Raw genomic sequence first — 17484 nt, forward strand, 5'->3', positions numbered from 1 at the left:
TTTCTTAGTTTAAACCTTCAAGTAACTTGAAGGTCAAGAGAGAATTAAAAAAACAGGTAACTGACTTATACTAATGAATGTAAATTTGTAATCCATTCAAAGGTTTTCATCTTATTTTTTTACTACAGGAATTTGAATTTCTGTTACTTGCTCCTCTGGATTTTCTGTTACAGACCAATCAATCAATCCAATCTCAATCGAATCTCCATGTACTTCGTAACCTGCTTTATCAATGTATGTAAGTAACTCCTTGTACGTTGCATCTGTTTCTTCATACGGTCCATGATGATAAGAGCAAGCATATAAACCTTCTTTAATTTCATCTGAAGTATGCACTTCATACGGCATATAATCCAAAAGAATAAATACACTGCTATATGCTTGAAACTCATTTTGCATTAATCCTTTTTTCGCAACAGTTACACCAATATCTCCAGAAAATAAACTATCATCCATTTGCCTCATATTTTTTTGTAACGAATGAATGTAGTACTCAAACATATCATCCGTCGTATTTGGAGCAACCGCAATTGCTGTAATTTTTCGCTGCGGAATCTCTTTAATTACCATTTGTTCAGCTTTTGCTTTTGTTGCTTTCTTAATTAAATGAATTCTATGCTCCATTTTCGCCAAAGCATACTCAATTTCTCTTTGTTTCTTCAGCATCATCTCTTGTTGTTTTTCCAGTAAATTGAGTGCGTATGCTGGATTTCTTTCATCAATATATTTCTTAATTTCCTTTAACGGAATATTTAACTGGCGTAAAAATTTAATCGTATCTAACAGTGAAAATTGATCGATTGTATAATAACGATAATTCGTTTGAGGATCCACAATGGACGGATGAAAAATTCCTTTTTCATCATAATACCTTAATGTAGATTCTGCGATATTATGCATTTTCGCCATTTCTCCAATTGTAAAACGTTTATTTAATAACATCTTTTATTTCCTTCCATTTCTATTTATTTCATTATATGTTCATTTTCTCTTCAAAACAAAAAGAATTCCCATACGAGAATTCTTTTTACTATTAAACCTCTATTATTATAGGAAGAATCATCGGCTTTCGTTTTGTATTTGTATATATATACTTCCCTAATGCTTCTCTTACCTCCCTTTTCAAAATACCCCAGCTATTCACATTCTCTTTCTTTAAATTATTAATCGTAATAACAGCTAATTTATTTAATTCTCTTAGAAATTCTTCTGAATCACGGACATAGACAAATCCACGAGAAATAATATCTGGACCTGAAATTATTTCTCCATCCACTTTATTAAAAGTAATAACTATAACGAGCATTCCATCTTCTGAAAGTTGTTTACGATCACGTAATAATGCATTTCCAACATCTCCAATTCCTAATCCATCTACATATATATTTCCTGCCTGTATTCTTCTAGATTGAATTGCCACTTCATTACTTATATCTACAACATCTCCATTACGTACAATAAAGATATTTTCCTTTTCAATACCAATTGATTCTGCTAACAAACTATGGTGGTGTAGCATTCTAAACTCTCCATGAATTGGAATAAAATATTTTGGCTTCATTAATGTAAGCATTAACTTCAACTCTTCTTGATATGCATGACCGGATACATGCACTCCAGTAGAACTACCTGATCCGTAAATCACCTTTACTCCTAATGCAAATAAATTATCGATAATTCGAGAAACGTTACGTTCATTTCCTGGGATAGGGGTCGCGGCTATAATAACCGTATCTTCTGGTAAAATATCCACTTGTCTATAGTTTCCACTAGCTAAACGCGCTAAAGCTGCCATTGGTTCTCCTTGACTTCCTGTACAAAGTATTGCAACCTGCTTTGGATCTAAACGATTTACCTCATTTGCTTCAATTAACATACCTTCTGGAATATGTAAATAACCTTTCTCTAGAGCAACCTCTACTACATTTACCATACTTCTCCCTAGCAAAGCTAGTTTTCGATTTGTTTTTATACATGCTTCAACTATTTGCTGAACACGATTCACATTAGAAGCAAACGTAGAAATAATTACTTTTCTATTTGCTTTCATAAATATTTCCTCTATCCGTTCTCCTACTGACCTTTCTGATGGAGTAAAACCTGGACGTTCTGCATTTGTGCTTTCAGATAATAAAGCTAGTACACCTTCACTTCCTATTTTAGCCATTTTATGAATATCAGGATGTTGATTATTTACTGGTGTTAAATCAAATTTAAAATCACCTGTATGTACTACAGTACCTTCTGGTGTATGAAAAACAATACCGAGACAATCCGGAATACTGTGGTTCGTTTTAAAAAAAGTTGCCTTAATAGAACCACAATCAATTTCTGATTCTGAATGAATAACGATTAATTCCGTATCATTTTGAAGATTGTGTTCCTTTAATTTAATTTCAATTAAACCTAACGTTAACTTTGTTGCATAGATTGGTACATTTAGTTGTTTTAAAAAATATGGTATTCCGCCAATATGGTCCTCATGCCCGTGCGTTACTATTAAACCGCGAATTTTTTCTTTATTTTCTTGCAAATATGTGACGTCTGGAATTATTAAATCAATCCCTAATAAACTTTCATCTGGAAATTTAGATCCACAATCAATGACGACAATATCATTTTCATATTGGATAGCATACATATTTTTTCCTATTTCATTTACTCCACCTAAAGCAACAATAGACAAGTTATTTTTTAATGCCTTCAAATTATAAATCCTCCCTTTCACAGTTATAGTTCGTGAAATAGTATGTAGAATTTATTATTTGTAATGGAAAAGGACTTCATACTATTTTATACATATAAAATTCACACACTACTCTTACACCTATATCCCAATAAGACAGCTTCTTCCTCAAAAAGCTCCCATTTTTTCATTGATTTTTTATAAAATCTATTATATATTAATTACAGGTTCAAATTACGAGTTCAAAAGAACTTGTAATCAGACCCTTTTGTTTAATGGGTTTTACATATTTTCATTAGGCAAATTCCGAGAAATCGTATGATAAAATTAAAAATGACGAGGAGAGGATCAGATGGAATTCGAATTTTTCTTTCAAATTGCACTTATTTTATTAAGTACAAAGCTTGCTGGTGATCTTAGTGTTAGATTAGGTCAACCTTCTGTACTAGGTAAATTAATTGTCGGTATCGTTATCGGTCCAGCTGTATTAGGTTGGATTGAAAATTCAGAGCTTCTAACTCAATTAAGTAATGTCGGAGTTATTCTTTTAATGTTTATGGCTGGACTTGAAACAGACTTAGAAGAATTAAACGCAAATCGTAATTCTTCTTTAGCAGTTGCACTCGGAGGTATCATTCTTCCATTCGTAGGTGGTTACGTTTCCGGTCTTGTGATGGGAATGGAACAAGGAAACGCTGTATTCTTAGGATTACTTCTATGTGCGACAAGTGTTAGTATTTCCGTACAAACACTTCGTGATTTAGGTAAAATGAAAACACGTGAAAGTACGACGATGCTTGGAGCCGCTGTATTTGATGACATTCTTGTTGTTATTTTATTAGCATTTGCAATGAGCTTCTTAGGTACTGATGATGTTAACTTAACAATGGTTATCTTGAAGAAAGTAGTATTCTTCGCTTCTATTATTTTAATCGGATGGAAAGGTGTTCCTGCGATTATGCGCTGGTTATCACCACTGCGCGTATCTGAGTCTATCGTGAGCGCGGCTCTTATCATCTGTTTCTCATTCGCATATTTCGGCGAATTATTAGGAATTGCTGGTATTATCGGTGCTTTCGCTGCTGGTATTGCAATTTCTCAAACAAACTACAAACATGAAGTAGAAAAGAAAGTAGAACCAATTGCTTACGCTATGTTCGTTCCAGTATTCTTCGTTAGTATCGGTATGAATATTACATTTGACGGTATCGGCAATCAAATTTGGTTCATCTTAGCATTAACTGTTATCGCTGTATTAACGAAATTAATCGGCTGTGGATTCGGTGCTCGAATGACTGGATTTGACGCTAAGTCTTCTGCAATTATCGGTGCTGGAATGGTTTCTCGTGGTGAAGTTGCACTTATCATCGCAGGAACAGGACTTTCTTCAGGTCTATTGGCACAAGATTACTTTACAGCAATCGTTATTGTCGTTATTTTAACTACAATGATTACACCACCAATGTTAAAATACACTTTTGGTGCAAAAGATAAAGCAATGAAAGCAAGTAAATAAATTTACTATAATAAAAGGAGATTGCTATTTTATAAGATAGCAATCTCCTTTTTGTTTTATCTTTAAACAATCCCGTTCTTTTTTAACCATTTTTCAAAAATAATTCGTGCTTCATCATCATCAATATCATTCCCAAATGAATACACCATAATGCCATAATCATCTATATATTTACCTAGCTTCATTCCCTCCACTTTCTTATAAAAATCGTCTGCCTCATAGTGCGGAATATAAGCATCCCAAACTGGTTCATTTATTCTTTTGTACGCCGTCACTTCTAAATCATATCCGTCTTCATAATATCCGATGTGATAATGTTTGTTAGGATCATATTTCTCCATTAAAAGTCCCCTCCTACTAAACAAGAGCGAGCCTTATATTACAGCTCGCTCCTCTCTCTATTTATTAAATACGCTCCATCGCTGTCTTCAACGTTCCAACAACGAAAGCAATCTCTTCACTTGAAATAACAAGAGGCGGCGCTAATGTTAAAACGTTATTATATCCTGCTGTTGTCATACCGTTTCGTCCTATAATTAAGCCCTTTTCTTTACAAGCATTTACAACACTTGCAATTTTGTCGTTATCAATTGGCTCTTTCGTCTCTTTATCATTTACTAATTCAATTCCAACTAATAGACCTTTTCCTCTAATATTCCCAACAAGCGGATGTTCCCCAATTTCATCTTTTAGTTGCTCTAATAAAAGGGAACCCATTTGCGCAGATCGCTCGATTAAATTTTCATTTTCCATAATCTCTAAGTTTTTAAGTGCTAATGCACAAGCTGCTGGATTTCCACCAAATGTATTAATATGGCGGAAGAATTCATATTCTCCTTTACCTTTAAAAGCCTCATATATTTCTTTTTTCACAGCTGTTGCAGATAATGGTAAATATGCGCTCGTAATGCCCTTTGCCATTGTAATAATATCTGGCTTCACATCATAATTCATAAACCCAAATGCTTTTCCTGTACGACCGAAACCGCAAATTACTTCATCACTAATAAGCAAGGCACCGTGTTTTTGACACGTCTCATGAACAGCTTTCATATAGTCTTGTGGTGGCATTAATATGCCCCCGCCTGTAATAATTGGTTCCATAATAAAAGCGGCAATTGTTTCACTTAATTCCCACGTCATAACACGATCGACTTCTTTCACACATTCTACATCATAAATATGCTGCCCTTCAATTTCAGGCATACGGTAACAATCCGGTGGTGTTACGTGTAAAAAACCTGAAGCAAACGGCTCATACTGATATCTACGCTGCGCTTGTCCCGTCGCTGCCATTGTCGCCATTGTATTCCCGTGATACCCACGGTAACGTGACATAAATTTATAACGATGTGGTTCACCTTTTTGAGCATAGTATTGTCTTGCTATTTTAAAAGCTGTTTCGTTCGCTTCTGAACCACTATTTGAGAAGAAAATAACATACTCTCCCCCAAGCCACTCATTTAACTTTTCAGCAAGCTTTATAGCTGGCTCATGGGATTGTGACATTGGAAAGTATGATAATGTTTGTAATTGCTTATAAGCCGCTTCTGCGAGCTCTTTTCTTCCATATCCACTATTCACACACCAAAGGCCACTCATACCATCTAAATATCTTTTTCCTTGTATATCTTCAACCCAGCACCCTTCAGCTTTTGCCCCTACCATTGTACTATTTGGACTAAAGGGACGCATTCCGTGCCAAACATATTGCTCATCTTTTGCTAATAATTCATCAGTTTGCTTCGTTTTCATCATTACTTCCACCTTCCATAACAACTTATTTTTCACAAAAGCTGCGCTGGTGCCATGATGACTTAAATTTCTCCCTGCTATTTTCATTCCACAAAATTAAGACAAATCCTACTTACAAATCAGTAATATTTACAAGAAAATGACAAAAGAAAAAAGAGCTTTTCTTATCTATCGAAAAGCTCCTCTTTTATTTAATGTGAAGACGCATCGCTAATGCCATGACCAGTATTAGATTTCACTAGAATTTCATCAAATTTCGCTTCATCTTCTTTCTTACTAGATAAAACCGTTCCTAAATATGCTGCAAGAAATCCGAGTGGAATTGAAATAATTCCTGGTGTCGTATATGGGAATAACGCTTCCCCAACAAAAATAGCTTTTCCAGCTACAGGGTTCCAAACATTCGGACTCAACGCTACGAGAACAATTGCTGATACGAGACCTACAATCATACCCGAAATAGCACCCGTTGTATTAAAACGCTTCCAATATATTGTAAATAAAATTACTGGTAGATTTGCACTCGCTGCAACTGCAAATGCTAATGATACTAAAAATGCAACGTTTAATGTTTGGGCAAATAATGCAAGTATGATAGATAGTATCGCTACTCCAATAGATGCATAACGAGCCATGGATACTTGCTCTTTTTCCGTTGATTTTCCTTTACGAATGATTTCATTATAAAAATCATGAGCGAATGCTGATGCTGCTGTTAATACAAGACCTGCCACTACAGCCAAAATCGTTGCAAAAGCAATTGCTGATACGAAAGCAAATAAGAAGTCTCCACCTAACGCTTTGGCTAATAAAGGTGCCGCCATATTACCAGCTGGGTTTGCTTTAATAATCGCTTCATTTCCTACAAACGCTGCCGCACCAAATCCTAAGAAAATCGTCATAATATAAAATGCACCAATTAACCACGTCGCATATACGACAGATTGACGTGCAGTTTTTGCATCACGTACTGTAAAAAAGCGGACAAGTATATGTGGTAATCCAGCTGTACCAAGTACTAGTCCTAAATTTAAAGAAAGTGTATCAAGACCATCCTTATACTTTACACCTGGATTTAAAAATGAATCTTTTAAAGGTGTAGCTGTTTTCATTTGAGCGAACATTTCAGTCACGCTGAAGTTGAATTTTGCGAAAACGATAACAGAAATAATAAACGTACCAGCCATAAGTAATACAGCCTTTACGATTTGTACCCAGCTCGTTGCTGTCATACCTCCAAAAATAACATACACCGTCATAAGTGTTCCAACGATTAATACAGATGTCGTATATTCAATCCCTAATAATAATTTAATAAGTGCACCCGCGCCAACTAATTGTGCAATCATATAAAAGATAGAAATCGTCATCGTATTAAGAGCTGCAACTCCGCGAACTTTTTTCGCATCAAAGCGTGCTGCAATCATATCCGCCAAAGTGTACTTTCCTAAATTTCTAAGCGGTTCTGCAACAAGATATAGTACAACTAGATAAGCAACTAAAAAACCGATACTATAAAAGAATCCATCAAACCCAGTTAATGCGATTGCTCCAGCTATACCGAGAAATGAAGCAGCAGACATGTAATCTCCAGCAATGGCCAGACCATTTTGCCAACCAGTTAATCCCCCTCCAGCCGTATAAAATTCACTCGCATTTTTCGTTTTTTTCGATGCAAAATAGGTTATGACGAGCGTACCAAGAACAATAATTAAAAATAGTGCAAATGCAGTAGTATTCAAGTTCAGCCCCTCCCTTTTTGCATATCTTGCAGAATTTTTCGGGAGATTTCATCAAATGATTCTGCTTTTTTGCTATAAATCATACATAGTGCCCATGTCATGATAAATTGGGAAAAAGCAAATACCCACGCCCATGTAACGTCTCCAAATGCAGGTGTATTAAGCACCTTTGAATACGATGTTAGAATAGGTAATGCGATAAAAAAACTAAAAAAGAAAATACTCATTGGAATGATAAACTTCTTTTTCGTATTTAATAACAATTGAAATTCTTCCGACTGAACGACCTCTGTATAATTCACCTCATTTTGCAACTTACGTGCTGACGTATCGTCTCGTTTCATTAACCGATCCCCTCTCTTACTTGAAATACACTTCCCCCTTGCATACCTAAAGACTAAATTTTATAAATATTCAGAAACTTATATTCATTTTAGACAATCCATGCATTCATGCAAAGATTTTTTGATAGACATTTTTCGGCAATTTCCCCTAAATTTTTAATATACTTTTTCAAAATAAAGTGACACTTTACTTATTTATCCTCATTAAGACAAAAGCAGTGCTTAACGCACTACTTTTGTCTTTTTTTCCTTTTCTAAATTACGAGCCGTTTCGCTTAGCTCAACATCTTTTCCGTCTTTAAGTGTTCCAAATATAAAATCGAATACTGGATTTGAAACACCAAACCAAAACTTTTCATTTTTATAATGGTGTAATATATGTTGTTTTTTTAGCCATCTTCCAAACTTAGTGACGGGACGAATCGGTCTATGAGCAATATAATGTTTCCATTCGTAAACAAGCAGCATAATAATCATTCCGATTCCAAATGAAAGTGTAATAGTAACACTTTTTGTAATACCATATGCTATAAGTAAATATATAGTAAAACTAGGTATACTAAACCATACAGGTAAAAACAAAAGTTTTAAATCATCTGGATATACGTGGTGATCATAATGCAACCTTCTTAACATTTTTAATAGAAATGTGTTTTTAGGTGGCTTTATATGGAATAAAAAACGATGTGTCATATATTCATTAAGTGTATAGAAAACAATCCCAAACATACATGCTAACATGCCAAACCACGTAAAAAATTGCATTTTTAAAATAATAATGAAAACAAATAGAATGCTATACATAATAACGATATCATGTTGCAAAAAGAACTCTTTCCCCACTTTCTTCATCTTGTTTCCCCCTTTTCCAAAAAAACAGCCGCAACATATCGTTACGACTATTTCTTTTCTATTCTTATTCTATTCACTTTACAAATTTGCCTGCTGTTCTATTGTCGAGAAAAAATTGTTTGGTCCAAATATATTTTGCTTCGGAATAATATGTTCCACTGCAAACACTGTTACTTCTCCTCTTTGCACTTCTCCAATAATGAGCCCAAATATTTCATGATTTACTGCAAACGTCGGTTGCTTTGTTTGTAACAATCTTGCAGCATTATGAAATACCGCTTCATATAGTGGATTTCTATCAGTAATTTCTTTTCGGATTTTTGGCGCTAACGTAATTATAATTTCTTTTCCGTCAATAGTGGTTCGATACATAAAAATCTCCCCTTCAATCTTATGTGAACAACTGTAAAGCTTTGTATGCAAAATGTATAGAGTAACCTACTAAAATAATACCTGCTCCGGCTGTTATGTAGCCAAGCGCTTTTGGTTTTAATAAAGTTCTTCCAAAATGTACAGAAAAAGCAATATTTAAATTCCATAAAATAATACCAACAATAATGCAAAGACTGTACAAAAAAGCTTCTTGTTTCGTTACCTTCGTAAGTAATGAGCTAAGTGTACTTCCGTATATACCAAACCAAAAAACAAGATTTAATGGATTGGATATCGCAATTAAAAATCCTGCCATAAACGATTGCTTAAGGCCACCTACCTCTTCTTTTTTATATTCCATATTCGAGTCGAAAATTCCTTGTTTTACACTTTGAAATCCTAAATAAAATAACAAGAAAAAACCCGTGCAATACATGAAGGCTTGTACATATGTATACATAAACACAGAAGATAAACCGAAATAAATGAGAAGCATAAATAAAACATCTGCAGTCATTCCACCAATTCCAACAACCCAAGCGTGCCAAAACCCACGTTCAATTCCTCGTTTTAACATTTCAATATTAATCGGCCCTACTGGCGCAGCTAATGATATACCTAATACGATTTGCTGTATAATTGCTCCAAACATCGCTCTATCCTTTCTACTCTCTTTACTACTAGTTAATGATGTAATTTGAAAAAATAGACTAGCTTTCATAATAAAATACCCTTTTTTATCCAAAATATACAAAAGAGCCATCTAGGTGATGGCTCTTACTTTTCTATCCTATGAAGAAAAGGACATTTCCCTTTTATTGGCTCTACATCGTCTCCTATGAAATATTGTTTCCATTCACGATGCTCTGGGTCACCATAATGACTAATGTTAGGATGTTTCGGCAATTGATCCCACTTTTCAACTCGCTCACGAACCATTTGTCTTGAATATGCTCCTTTAGGACGATCTCCCTCTAATCCATCAAAAATAGTGCGTGGCTGAAACCCAATAACGAGAGAATTCCCTAAATGTCTAGTTTTTCGTTGTTTATAAGCTGGCGCATTTCCAAATGCGAATATTGGCTCACCACCAAATGAAAATTCCCATAAATAATGGTCTGGATCTTCAGGAATTTGCTTTGGCCATGCTTGATTATCGTTTTCATGTAAATACTGTAACACTTTCCAAAAGGAATCACGGTAATATTCGAGTGGCTGTTCTTCACATTCCGGTTCTACAAAAAGGAAAAAGCCCCTTCTTACAATCGGCCTCTCTTTCATTAACTCTAAAAAAGATAACATTGTATGTGGTAAATGACTCCAATCATTATGAGAAAGAAATGAATAACGAAGTTCATTCTTTTTCAAAGCTGTTAAACCGAAATAACATGGAAAAGTTGGTTCTAACACAACATTTGAAAAAATCTCAAATTCTTTTGCAACCCAATCCGGTATGTCGGTTCTCGTTCTCATTCCTTCATTATCTAATAAGTAAGACTTATTCATTCTTTCACCTCATTATGTATAGCATTCAATTAAGAATATTATATACTCAGCCTGTCCTATACCTATTTAAAAATTTGACCGAAAAATTATTTAAAAATACAAAAAAATAAAATCGCTTACTTGACTAAATTCTCCCAATTCGTGTATATTTAAATTAATCATTTAGCAGAATATTCAAGAATATAGCATTTTTAGTTTATATTATTTTTTTAAAATGAATTTCACTAAATGAAAATAGTAAACGCTTTTAGGAGGAATTGTAACATGCAAGGAAAAGTAAAATGGTTTAACAACGAAAAAGGTTTTGGATTTATCGAAATGGAAGGCGCTGACGATGTATTCGTACATTTCTCTGCTATTCAAGGCGACGGCTACAAAGCTTTAGAAGAAGGTCAAGAAGTATCTTTCGACATTACTGAAGGTAACCGCGGACCTCAAGCTGCTAACGTAGTAAAACTTTAATCCAACATATAACAGGAGGTTACCTTACTTGGTAACCTCCTTTGTTATTCCTTTGTATATTTCCGTTTTACAGAGCAAAAACTATGTGAAATGCGCACTATACAAAGGAGGAATTATTAATGGGATCAGAAGTAAATGATTTTGAAGAAGTGAAATTCCGTGTAGAAACAGCACAAAAAATGGTAGGATCAGCAACAATTTCAATGGATCCAGATACATTAGAACATGCTACTACTGCTGTAGAAGCAGCTCGCTCTCAGCTTGAAATTATGAAATCTGTTGCAACTGATTTAGATGAGCCATTTTTAATGAATGAGGAAAAAAAATTAAATAAATGTGAGCATCAACTAAACGAAGCAAGACACTAAAAAACATCCAGAGAATTTTCTCTGGATGTTTTTTCATGACAACTGTTCCCCATACTTTTTCAATGTTTCTCCCACTGTACATTGCCTTATACAAAATGAATGAGCGTAATACTTACTATTTGTCTTTCGATTATGTTCTCGCAAAAAACATCCTTCACAATACGTTTCTAATAAGTCATTTACCTCTGTAATGAGTTGCTTTTTATCCACCTTTGCACCTCTCTATTCGGTTATTTCTTTATGACTATCAATACTTGTTCCTTCTAATGCTTGCGTAGCTAATTGATGTGCTTCTTTATTTTGTTTTCTAGATATCGGCTCACATATAAGTTTTAATTTCATTTGCTTCGCCTTTTGCTCAATTTGGTCTAAATAATGATTTAAATGTTCATCATAACAAGGCCATTCTCCGGCTAATTGCTGCAGTACCACTTGTGAGTCTCCGCGAAGTGTAACTGCTTCATACCTAATCCCTAGTTCCTCGAGTATATTCATACCGTATAATAATGATGCATATTCCGCTTCATTATTATCATATATACCTTCTATATATGCATTGCGGCGAATGCGGTAGTTTGTATTTCCTTTTTTATAATACACACATATACCAACGCCAGCTTCTTTCGTTTGCACATCATACCCCCCATCAAAATAAACGAGTATTTCTTGGGGCTCTTCCTCTACTTGCTTACTTAACTTTTTCATCTCTTTTAATGACCATTCTGCGTCCATTTCATCGTAAAATAAAAGTTCCTTAGCTCTTCCTGTTTTCTCAAAATCCTCTGCAAATTGAAGTACTTCTTCTATGTTCATATACTCTGTTGTTAATTCCGTCTGCAATCCACGCTTCGTTTTATACAACCAATGAATTTTATATTTCATACTACATTCCCCTTATGTAAGACTTCTTATATATATCCGGCTAATTGAAGCCTCACTTTATTTTATTATATTTTATCTAGAGTCACAGCATTATATTCAATATGATTACATACAAAAAGAGCTATCCCTATAGGAATAGCTCTTTCATCTATTACATAAATCTTTCAAATTGTACTCGCTTATTAATCCAGTACATTACAGGCATACCGATCGCCATGACAACAAATTCACCAATTGCACAAGTTAACCAAGACAACATAAATGGTAAACCCAATGCAAGATGAAGTTCAATTGCAATCATAAACATTGTAATTGTAAAGATAACTGTATTAAAAATCATACGAGCCCAAACACCTTTAATAAATCGCATAGAAATAATCGTTGCAACTAACGCAAGAATAGATTGCCCTACTCCAAACACTAAATCGTAAGCGATCATAGGTGAGAAAAAGAGATTCGTTAAAAATACACCTAATACAATTCCGTAAATTGCTTTCTTGTTAAATACAACGAGATGATTAAACATCTCTGAAATACGAAATTGTACATTCGTAAAGCCAAATGGCTGAATAAGCATAGAAACAGCAATATATAATGCCGCTAAAATACCATTACCGACTAAAGTTCTAATATTCATGACAAAATCTCCTTAGTTTTTTTACGTGGGATGGTTTCGAACCACGTTATTCGTTTTTTAAGCAACAAGATTATATTTTACGTGGTAGCCCCTCTTTCGTCAATAGATTCCTATCATAAACTACCTTTTTCCTTTTAGACAACGTATAATGAAACATATGAAAGATTTAGGAGGTTTCACTTCATGACAGCAACAATTCAAAATGAAAAAGTGATCGTTTCCATTTCTGACAAAGGTGCAGAATTACAGAGCGTTCGCTTAAAAGAAGACAACACAGAATATTTATGGCAAGGTGATTCTACTTATTGGGGACGCCGTGCACCAATTTTGTTCCCAATTGTCGGCCGATTAGTAGATAATACATACTACGTAGACGGTAAACCATATTCATTAACACAACACGGTTTCGCTCGTGATCTTACTTTCTCTGTGAAAGAACAAAGCGAAACAAAAATCACTTATATCGTTACTAGTAATGAAGAAACATTAAAAAAATACCCATACGAATTCGAATTACTCGTTTCTTATGAGCTAAATGGACAAAGCGTTCATATAACATATGAAGTAAACAATCCTACTTCAAAAGAGATGTTCTTCTCAATCGGAGCACATCCTGGATTCAACTTCCCTTTATTGGACGGTGAATCATTTACAGATTATCACTTATCGTTTAATGGTTCGGAACGCTTAGAAACAAGCGTATTAGAAGGACCTTATCTTTCAAACAAAAAGCAATTAATCGCTGAAAATACGACTGAATTGCCACTTACATATGATTTATTCAAAAATGATGCACTTATTTTTGAACATATGAATACGAATGAAATTTCGATTCGTTCTCATAAACATAATAAATTTGTAAAAGTAGAATTTGATGGATTCCCATTTGTTGGCGTATGGACACCAGGGGATAACGCACCTTTCTTATGTATTGAACCTTGGTATGGCATCGCTGATGAAGTAAATCCAGCAAAAGATTTCAAGAACAAAAAGGGAATTCAATCTTTACAAGCGAATGAAACATTTACATGTCGTTACAGCATCACAATCGGATAACTACTCTATCCCCTACTTCAAAAAAATATTTAAGTAGGGGATCATCTTATAATTTGGAGGTTTCTCATTTTGATTGAAGTATATATTGATGGTGCATCAAAAGGAAATCCTGGTCCTTCTGGTGCAGGAGTGTTTATTAAAGGCGTTCAGCCACCTGTACAATTATCAGTACCACTTGGAACAATGTCCAATCATGAAGCAGAATACCGCGCTTTACTTTTAGCATTAAAATATTGCATCGAGCATAATTATAGCACTGTCTCTTTTCGTACAGATTCGCAGCTTGTTGAGCGGGCTGTTGAAAAGGAATACGCAAAAAATAAAATATTTGCACCTCTTTTAGATGAAGCACTGCAGTACATAAAAAACTTCGATCTCTTTTTTATTAAGTGGATTCCAAGTAGTCAAAATAAAGTAGCTGATGAATTAGCTAGAAAAGCTATCTTACAAAATTAACGGGGGTATGAGTGTGAAAAAAGAGTGGATTGCTCCTCTTGCTTTATTATTTGTCTCTTTTATTTGGGGAGCTACGTTTGTTGTCGTTCAAAACGCTATGTCTTTCGTTGGTCCATTTACGTTTAATGGTATTCGCTTTTTATTCGCTGGAATTATTTTATTATTCGTTCAAATTATTTCCTCACAGAAAACTTCAAAACAAGAATTAAAACATAGTAGTTTAGCTGGATTAATGGTTGGGTTCTTCTTATTTGTCGGCTATTTATTACAAACATTTGGCTTACTTTATACAACTTCTTCAAAAGCAGGTTTCTTAACTGGGCTAAGCATTGTTATGGTCCCAATCTTATCATTTATCTTCTTAAAACAAAAAGCCACCATTTTCATCGTACTTGGTATTGCTGTAGCTACAACAGGTTTGTACTTATTAACAGCTGCTAATTCTTTCCAATTAAATATAGGAGATATACTTGTTCTTGGTTGTGCAGTCGCTTTCGCTGCCCATATTCTTATTAACGGCTTCTTTTCTAAAAAAATATCACCTTTATTATTAAGCACATCTCAAGTATTAGCTGTTGGTATATTTTCTTCTATTTGCGCTTTCTTGTTTGAAGATTGGGAAAAGTTATTTTCAGTATCACTATGGACGAATCAATCCTTTTTATTCGCACTCTTTCTAACTGCCCTGTTTGCAACATCTATTGCTTTTTTCATTCAAACATCGGCACAAAAACACACTTCTCCAACGAGAGTAGCAATTATTTTCGCAATGGAGCCCGTTTTTGCTGCATTAACAAGCGTTCTCGTTGCAAATGAACAACTTTCTATTTCTGCTATTATCGGATGTCTATGTATTTTTCTAGGCATGATTTTTGTTGAATTACCTTCCAAAACAAAAAAAGAAGCGCAGGCTGCGTGAAGTTACGCTTGTAACTTCCGCATAAAAGCCTTAGCGCTTTTTTTATCTGTAATTTCTTCCTCTTTCAATCGTTCTAATAACGCAACGAAATAACTACCATCAAACTGCAATTGATGTTTAATTGTGGCTTCTATTGCTGCGTTCACAATCCCATCAGACGCACCAGTATATCCTTGTCCAAACATAATAAACCCTTGTGCTTCCTCTGATAATTTAAATCCTTTCGTATGTAAGAATGAAAGATAATCTTCTACTGTTTGCATGTTATTCCCACCTACTCAAAAATTCTCCATCTCCTATCATACATGTTTTTACACGCTATGAGAATGAAATTTCTTTGACAACTTTGTAAATCAATCTTCTACTTCTCTTACAATGGAGGATTTTCTAACAATCTGAAGGAATATGTACAGTGGAACTTATTTCATATTAAAGGGGAGACACGATGAAACAAGCACTATTAATTATTGACGCTCAGCAAGAATTAATTGATGGAAATGAGCAAGAAAATGAAGTTTTTCGTAAAACCGAGCTATTATCTACACTAAATATAGCCCTGCAGAAAGCAATAGATTCAAATGCTCTTATTGTTTTCGTAAGAGATATCGATGTTGCTTCTGGTAGTGGCGAAGGATTTGAAGTACATAATCAAATTCAAGTACCCCAGTCTGCAATCTTTATTAATAAAGCAGCAACCAATTCATTCTACGGCACTTCTTTACTTGAACTTTTAAAAGAAGAAAACATTAATCATATTGTTATAGGCGGATGTAAAACAGAACATTGCATTGACACTGCCGTTAGGACAGCAACTGTACAAGGATTTGACGTTACATTAATTAAAAACGGGCATTCAACAACTGATTCTAACGTATTGTCTGCAGAGCAAATTATTGGTCATCACAATAAAACTTTACACGGTCATTATAACGTTGATCATTTTTCTATGGTGAGAGATATCGAGGAAGACCTCTTTCAGCCGACTCATGATCAATATCGTGATTAGCGAAAAAGAATCCTTCATTCAGAAGGATTCTTTTTCACCCAAAAATTTGTGCTGCAATGCTATATAACTCATTATTCCTTTTTAATAATTGACCGCTATTTTTCATCATAATTGGTGGTGTATTCACCTTTTTAAAACCAGCAATCTCTACTACTTTCATGAAATCTTTCTTTCCTTCTAGTACATCAATTCTTAATTTACCATTATGCCCTTTTGCTAAATCATGTACAATTCTCATTGCCATCTCATCATTTTTAGCAACAACCGGCCCTATTATCTTATTTTCTGGTGTTTGTATGCTTAAACCGTAACCTAATACATTTTGTTCCTTGTCCTTTACAACGATACACTGTTCACTTTGCATAATTCTTTTCTTTAAAAACTCTTTTCTATTTGTTCCAAACGCATATTCATCTATTTTTATTATTTTTTCTAAATCACCCTCTTCATAATTCATCACATAATCTTCATTTCTTACACAATAATGTTTCGCATTGTATGAGTTACATATGTATTTAGAAACATAACTTACTGCCCTAAATCCTAACTTTTCATATAAAGGTTTCCCTTCATCCGTAGCAATAAGCATAATTGGAGTATGAGCTGATACGCTTTTAACGCACGCTTCCGTTATTATCTTTCCAATCCCTCTCCCCTTATAATCTGGATGTACAATCACCATTCCGATAGATGCTAATTTCTCCCCATATAATATTATTGCTGCGCTAGCAATTAGTTCCTCTTTCTCATTCCAAACACCGTATACAATCCCTGCGTTAAAAATAGTCTCAATTTCTTCTCTGTTATAATCCCAACCAATATAAGAAGATAGCGCTACAATGTCGCTTATTTGTTCTTTCCGAAGACGCTCCACCCTAATTTCCAATTCAATCATACTCCATCCCCTTATCTAGACATTTAAATC

22 protein-coding genes and 1 riboswitch are annotated in these 17484 nt (G+C 34.4%); of the genes, 7 read left to right on the forward strand and 15 right to left on the reverse strand.

Annotated features, from left to right (window positions below):
- Positions 1–111: 111 nt before the first annotated feature.
- Together IQ781_RS07405 and IQ781_RS07410 are read right to left on the reverse strand one after the other, a co-directional pair.
- Positions 112–942, reverse strand: coding sequence for a MerR family transcriptional regulator (locus tag IQ781_RS07405; RefSeq protein WP_000925934.1), 831 nt, complete (start codon positions 940–942; stop codon positions 112–114).
- Between the two features lie 91 nt (positions 943–1033).
- Positions 1034–2707, reverse strand: coding sequence for a ribonuclease J (locus tag IQ781_RS07410; protein ID WP_139847119.1), 1674 nt, complete (start codon positions 2705–2707; stop codon positions 1034–1036).
- Positions 2708–3038: 331 nt separating this feature from the next.
- Here IQ781_RS07410 and IQ781_RS07415 point away from each other — a divergent pair, with 331 nt between their 5' ends.
- Positions 3039–4202 carry a cation:proton antiporter gene (locus IQ781_RS07415; protein ID WP_000393901.1) on the forward strand — a complete coding sequence of 388 codons (1164 nt, stop codon included), beginning with the start codon at positions 3039–3041 and terminating at the stop codon, positions 4200–4202.
- A gap of 62 nt (positions 4203–4264) precedes the next feature.
- On the opposite strand, the gene IQ781_RS07420 is transcribed toward IQ781_RS07415, so the two are convergent.
- From IQ781_RS07420 to IQ781_RS07455, 8 genes are all read right to left on the reverse strand, one after another.
- Positions 4265–4543 carry a DUF3986 family protein gene (locus IQ781_RS07420; protein WP_000417068.1) on the reverse strand — a complete coding sequence of 93 codons (279 nt, stop codon included), beginning with the start codon at positions 4541–4543 and terminating at the stop codon, positions 4265–4267.
- A 64-nt stretch (positions 4544–4607) separates the two neighbouring features.
- Entirely contained in the window at positions 4608–5957 is a 1350-nt protein-coding gene (locus IQ781_RS07425; RefSeq protein ID WP_000850962.1) for an aspartate aminotransferase family protein, read from the reverse strand.
- 191 nt (positions 5958–6148) lie between these two features.
- Positions 6149–7699: a solute symporter family protein gene (locus IQ781_RS07430; protein ID WP_001098240.1), complete on the reverse strand. Its 1551-nt coding sequence runs from the start codon at positions 7697–7699 to the stop codon at positions 6149–6151.
- Between the two features lie 2 nt (positions 7700–7701).
- Positions 7702–8043: a DUF485 domain-containing protein gene (locus IQ781_RS07435; protein WP_000817366.1), complete on the reverse strand. Its 342-nt coding sequence runs from the start codon at positions 8041–8043 to the stop codon at positions 7702–7704.
- Positions 8044–8265: 222 nt separating this feature from the next.
- Positions 8266–8895, reverse strand: a complete 630-nt coding sequence (locus IQ781_RS07440; RefSeq protein WP_000755401.1) for a sterol desaturase family protein — start codon at positions 8893–8895, stop codon at positions 8266–8268.
- A 78-nt stretch (positions 8896–8973) separates the two neighbouring features.
- Entirely contained in the window at positions 8974–9267 is a 294-nt protein-coding gene (locus tag IQ781_RS07445; protein WP_000286361.1) for a hypothetical protein, read from the reverse strand.
- A gap of 19 nt (positions 9268–9286) precedes the next feature.
- Positions 9287–10030 carry a LysE family transporter gene (locus tag IQ781_RS07450; protein ID WP_001196841.1) on the reverse strand — a complete coding sequence of 248 codons (744 nt, stop codon included), beginning with the start codon at positions 10028–10030 and terminating at the stop codon, positions 9287–9289.
- 14 nt (positions 10031–10044) lie between these two features.
- Positions 10045–10773, reverse strand: coding sequence for a YqcI/YcgG family protein (locus tag IQ781_RS07455; protein ID WP_001043767.1), 729 nt, complete (start codon positions 10771–10773; stop codon positions 10045–10047).
- 264 nt (positions 10774–11037) lie between these two features.
- On the opposite strand from IQ781_RS07455, the gene cspB reads away from it, so the two are divergent.
- Together cspB and IQ781_RS07465 are read left to right on the forward strand one after the other, a co-directional pair.
- The gene (cspB, locus tag IQ781_RS07460) at positions 11038–11235 is read left to right on the forward strand and encodes a cold shock-like protein CspB (RefSeq protein ID WP_001161731.1); all 198 of its coding nucleotides are present in this window, start codon (positions 11038–11040) and stop codon (positions 11233–11235) included.
- 119 nt (positions 11236–11354) lie between these two features.
- A complete protein-coding gene (locus IQ781_RS07465; RefSeq protein WP_000534392.1) occupies positions 11355–11603 on the forward strand; it encodes a DUF2564 family protein in 249 nt (82 codons plus the stop codon).
- Positions 11604–11636: 33 nt separating this feature from the next.
- Here the strand turns inward: IQ781_RS07465 and IQ781_RS07470 are convergent, their stop codons facing one another.
- The 3 genes from IQ781_RS07470 to IQ781_RS07480 form a co-directional block, all read right to left on the reverse strand.
- Positions 11637–11813 (reverse strand): zinc-finger domain-containing protein, encoded by a 177-nt coding sequence (locus tag IQ781_RS07470; RefSeq protein ID WP_000358801.1) that lies wholly within the window; start codon positions 11811–11813, stop codon positions 11637–11639.
- Between the two features lie 12 nt (positions 11814–11825).
- A complete protein-coding gene (locus tag IQ781_RS07475; protein ID WP_063219993.1) occupies positions 11826–12485 on the reverse strand; it encodes a ribonuclease H family protein in 660 nt (219 codons plus the stop codon).
- Between the two features lie 151 nt (positions 12486–12636).
- Entirely contained in the window at positions 12637–13122 is a 486-nt protein-coding gene (locus tag IQ781_RS07480; RefSeq protein WP_001026474.1) for a QueT transporter family protein, read from the reverse strand.
- Between the two features lie 6 nt (positions 13123–13128).
- Positions 13129–13173, reverse strand: a riboswitch (PreQ1 riboswitch).
- Positions 13174–13305: 132 nt separating this feature from the next.
- On the opposite strand from IQ781_RS07480, the gene IQ781_RS07485 reads away from it, so the two are divergent.
- From IQ781_RS07485 to IQ781_RS07495, 3 genes are all read left to right on the forward strand, one after another.
- Positions 13306–14178: an aldose 1-epimerase family protein gene (locus tag IQ781_RS07485; protein ID WP_000127417.1), complete on the forward strand. Its 873-nt coding sequence runs from the start codon at positions 13306–13308 to the stop codon at positions 14176–14178.
- 69 nt (positions 14179–14247) lie between these two features.
- The gene (locus tag IQ781_RS07490; RefSeq protein WP_000573880.1) at positions 14248–14634 is read left to right on the forward strand and encodes a reverse transcriptase-like protein; all 387 of its coding nucleotides are present in this window, start codon (positions 14248–14250) and stop codon (positions 14632–14634) included.
- Between the two features lie 13 nt (positions 14635–14647).
- The gene (locus IQ781_RS07495) at positions 14648–15553 is read left to right on the forward strand and encodes a DMT family transporter (protein WP_063219992.1); all 906 of its coding nucleotides are present in this window, start codon (positions 14648–14650) and stop codon (positions 15551–15553) included.
- A 2-nt stretch (positions 15554–15555) separates the two neighbouring features.
- Here the strand turns inward: IQ781_RS07495 and IQ781_RS07500 are convergent, their stop codons facing one another.
- Positions 15556–15816 carry a DUF6123 family protein gene (locus IQ781_RS07500; protein ID WP_001195212.1) on the reverse strand — a complete coding sequence of 87 codons (261 nt, stop codon included), beginning with the start codon at positions 15814–15816 and terminating at the stop codon, positions 15556–15558.
- A gap of 182 nt (positions 15817–15998) precedes the next feature.
- Here IQ781_RS07500 and IQ781_RS07505 point away from each other — a divergent pair, with 182 nt between their 5' ends.
- Positions 15999–16559: a cysteine hydrolase family protein gene (locus IQ781_RS07505; protein ID WP_000806320.1), complete on the forward strand. Its 561-nt coding sequence runs from the start codon at positions 15999–16001 to the stop codon at positions 16557–16559.
- A 34-nt stretch (positions 16560–16593) separates the two neighbouring features.
- Here the strand turns inward: IQ781_RS07505 and IQ781_RS07510 are convergent, their stop codons facing one another.
- On the reverse strand, positions 16594–17454 hold the full coding sequence (locus tag IQ781_RS07510; RefSeq protein ID WP_100650685.1) for a GNAT family N-acetyltransferase: 861 nt from the start codon (positions 17452–17454) through the stop codon (positions 16594–16596).
- Positions 17455–17484 lie beyond the last annotated feature (30 nt).

The organism is Bacillus sp. N447-1, from assembly GCF_022701035.1.
GTDB classification, from domain to species: domain Bacteria; phylum Bacillota; class Bacilli; order Bacillales; family Bacillaceae_G; genus Bacillus_A; species Bacillus_A cereus.